This is a genomic window from Arthrobacter sp. LAPM80, assembly GCF_046736435.1.
GTDB lineage: Bacteria > Actinomycetota > Actinomycetes > Actinomycetales > Micrococcaceae > Specibacter.
The window spans coordinates 1-2890 of sequence record NZ_JBCHVD010000042.1 but is presented as its reverse complement, the minus strand read 5'-3'; the positions used below and the strand labels follow the sequence as shown (position 1 = coordinate 2890).

3 protein-coding genes are annotated in these 2890 nt (G+C 60.6%); all 3 read left to right on the top strand.

Annotated features, from left to right (window positions below):
* Positions 1 to 295 (top strand): hypothetical protein (locus tag AAGW05_RS18395; RefSeq protein ID WP_411806008.1); only part of this gene is annotated, 295 nt, incomplete at its 5' end.
* Between the two features lie 96 nt (positions 296 to 391).
* Positions 392 to 1939 carry a DDE-type integrase/transposase/recombinase gene (locus tag AAGW05_RS18390; RefSeq protein WP_411806007.1) on the top strand — a complete coding sequence of 516 codons (1548 nt, stop codon included), beginning with the start codon at positions 392 to 394 and terminating at the stop codon, positions 1937 to 1939.
* Positions 1936 to 2751 carry an ExeA family protein gene (locus tag AAGW05_RS18385; RefSeq protein WP_411806006.1) on the top strand — a complete coding sequence of 272 codons (816 nt, stop codon included), beginning with the start codon at positions 1936 to 1938 and terminating at the stop codon, positions 2749 to 2751. Before AAGW05_RS18390 ends, AAGW05_RS18385 begins: the two co-directional genes overlap by 4 nt.
* Positions 2752 to 2890 lie beyond the last annotated feature (139 nt).

Genomic DNA, 2890 nt, shown 5'->3' with positions numbered 1-2890 from the left:
GGACTTCATGGCCAATGCTCCGGCGATCGTGGCAGCATTCGCTGCTCGGGTGCACCGGGGAACAGCGGAGGCGTTGGGGTACTGGCCGTCCCCGTCACCGACCGCTGCTGCTCATGCGTTGGGCATGCTGATCGCTCATGCCCGGGTGTTGACCGACGCCCACCACCATGGAGTTAGTGCCGCTCAGGTCGTCATGATGACGTGGCATGGTGCTGCCTTGTTTGCTCATGGGCCATGGTTCTTCAGCCGGGTCGGATGGCCCGATGTGTGCAACACGAGCCCACCCTGCCGCTAGTGCGGTAAATGGGCGAAGGTGGGGTTCACCTGCCATTTCTGCATCCCGCAGTTGGCATGGTCCCTTGTTTTCACCCCACTGGAAGGACTCTTTTCGATGAAGCATGCTCCAGCCCACCTGCCCCATGAACTTGACCCTGCCCCGCCGCCGGCCCCCGCATTGAAGCAGCAGTTCTCTGCCGTGGTCTCGCCGATAGCTGCCAGCTCGGCTCCGCGGGCCAGCACACCGTTGATGCGTAAGGAACACCGGGACAATATTGCGTTATTCCGATATCAAGTGATCCGAGGCGTGGCAGATCCGTCGTTGAGTACCCGCCAGCGCGGGCCGTTGGTACGGGCGTTGGCGGGAGTGGATCATCCCTGGCCGTTCGGTGGAACCCGCCGCTATTCCAGGGAGACCCTGGACCGCTGGATCAAAGCCTGGCACCAACACGGCTTCGACGGGCTCAAACCCGAAGAACGCTCTACCACTATCGGGACTGATCCGACCGTGCTGACCCTGGCTGAATCGCTGAAGCGTGAGAAGCCGAACCGCACCTCAGCCCAGATCAAACGGATCATCACCGAAACCCTCGGGCAGGCACCCTCAGAGACAACACTGCTGCGCCACTTTAGAGCGAAGAACATTTCCACCGGTACCCGCCCGGTAGCCACCGGCCGCTTCGAGACCAATCACAGTAACGAGATCTGGGTCGGTGATGCTTTACACGGGCCCAAGATTGGGGCCCGGAAAACGTATCTGTTCGCGTTCCTGGATGATCATTCCCGCATGGTCACCGCCGCCCGCTGGGCCTACGCCGAGGACGCCATCCGCCTCTCAGCAGTGTTGCGCCCGGCCCTGGAAACCCACGGAATCCCCGAAGTGGCATATCTGGATAATGGGGCAGCGATGAGTGATAAATCCCTGGCGAGGACGTGTGCGAAACTCGGGATCCGGTTGGTGCACTCGGCCCCGTACCGGCCCCAGGGCAGAGGTAAGATCGAGCGGTTCTTTAACACGGTTACGAGCCAGTTCCTAGGGGAAATCACTGTCACAGACACACCCATGCTGCCGGGCACCAGCCCGGAAGCAGGCTCCCAGATCAGTTCGTTGGATGAGTTGAATACCTTGTTTACTGCGTGGGTGAACATGGTTTACCACCACAGCATGCATTCCAGCACCGGGCAAACCCCGTTGGCACGGTGGGAAGCGTCTTGGGAACACCGCTCCCCGGTGAGTAAACCCCTGGAAGTCATCCGGCAGGCGTTTCTGTGGTCAGATGTTCGCACCGTGGGCAAGACCGGGACGGTGTCCCTGCATTCGAATATTTACGAAGTCGACCCGCTGCTGGCCGGCACGAAGGTTGAGCTGGTTTATGACCCTTTCGACCTTGACGGGCTCATCACGGTCAACAACCACCAAGGTGCCCCGGCAGGAATCGCGAAGCCACTGGATATTGGTCGACACGTGCATGCCAAAGTCACCAACGCGGTCAAGGACAACGACACTGCGACCAACATCAGCACCGGGATCAACTACCTGGACTTGGTCGCTACCCGCCACCGCGAATCACTGACCGGGGCGCCGATCAGCTTCGCTGACATCCACCACCAAACCACCACCGGCAACCAAGTACAGCCCACCATCAAGGAGGAATCCCGATGAGCCAGATCGATACCCTGCAATCCTATTTTGGTTTTACCCGCATGCCTTTTGGCCGTGACATCCCGCCAGCAGCCTTGAATCAACACACCGGACACCGTGAAGCCGTCGCCCGCATCTCCTGGTGCATCGACCAACGCCGCATGGGAGTGATCGCCGGGGAAGTCGGTGCCGGGAAAACCGTTGCTGCCCGCGCTGCGCTGGCCCATCTGGAACCCTCCCGCCACCAGATCATTTACATCCCGGATCCAACCATCGGGATCCGCGGGATCCGCTCGACCATCGTTACCGCGCTCGGGGCGACTCCCTCGTTCTTCTCCGGCGCCCTCGCCGCCCAAGCCGCGTCCCTGCTCGCCGGGGAACTCGATGAACGCTCCCGCCTGCCCGTGATCGTCATCGACGAAGCACACCTGCTCAGCAACGACGACCTCGAAGCACTCAGGATGCTCAGCAACGTAAACATGGATACCGAGTCACACTTCGCACTGCTACTCATCGGCCAACCCACCCTGCGACGCCGCCTGAAACTAGCTGTCATGGCCGCCCTGGACCAACGCATCGGCACACGGTTCACCATCAACGGCATGACTCTGGAAGACACCGGTGACTACATCAAAAGCCACCTCAGCTTCGCCAACCGACCCGACCCACTCTTCTCCGAGGACGCCATCACCGTCATTCACCAAGCCTCCCGCGGCTACCCACGCACCATCAACAACCTCGCCATCGCCGCTCTCATGGCCACCCGCTCAACAAAAAACGCGATCGTGGACCAAGCCGCAACACAATCAGCAGTCCGTGAATTCAGCGAATAACACCCCGGCAGCACTGACGATCACGCCGCCACCATGACAACGAACGCCCCGCCAGGAAAATCTTGGCGGGGCGTTTTCATATCAAACACATCGTCAAACCCGGTAGCGGCCCCATCGTCAAACAAAGCGACGGTCAACA

Excerpts from the sequence above, each read along its gene's own strand:
- AAGW05_RS18390 (WP_411806007.1), top strand. The coding sequence starts at position 392 with ATGAAGCATGCTCCAGCCCACCTGCCCCATGAACTTGACCCTGCCCCG.
- AAGW05_RS18385 (WP_411806006.1), top strand. The coding sequence starts at position 1,936 with ATGAGCCAGATCGATACCCTGCAATCCTATTTTGGTTTTACCCGCATG.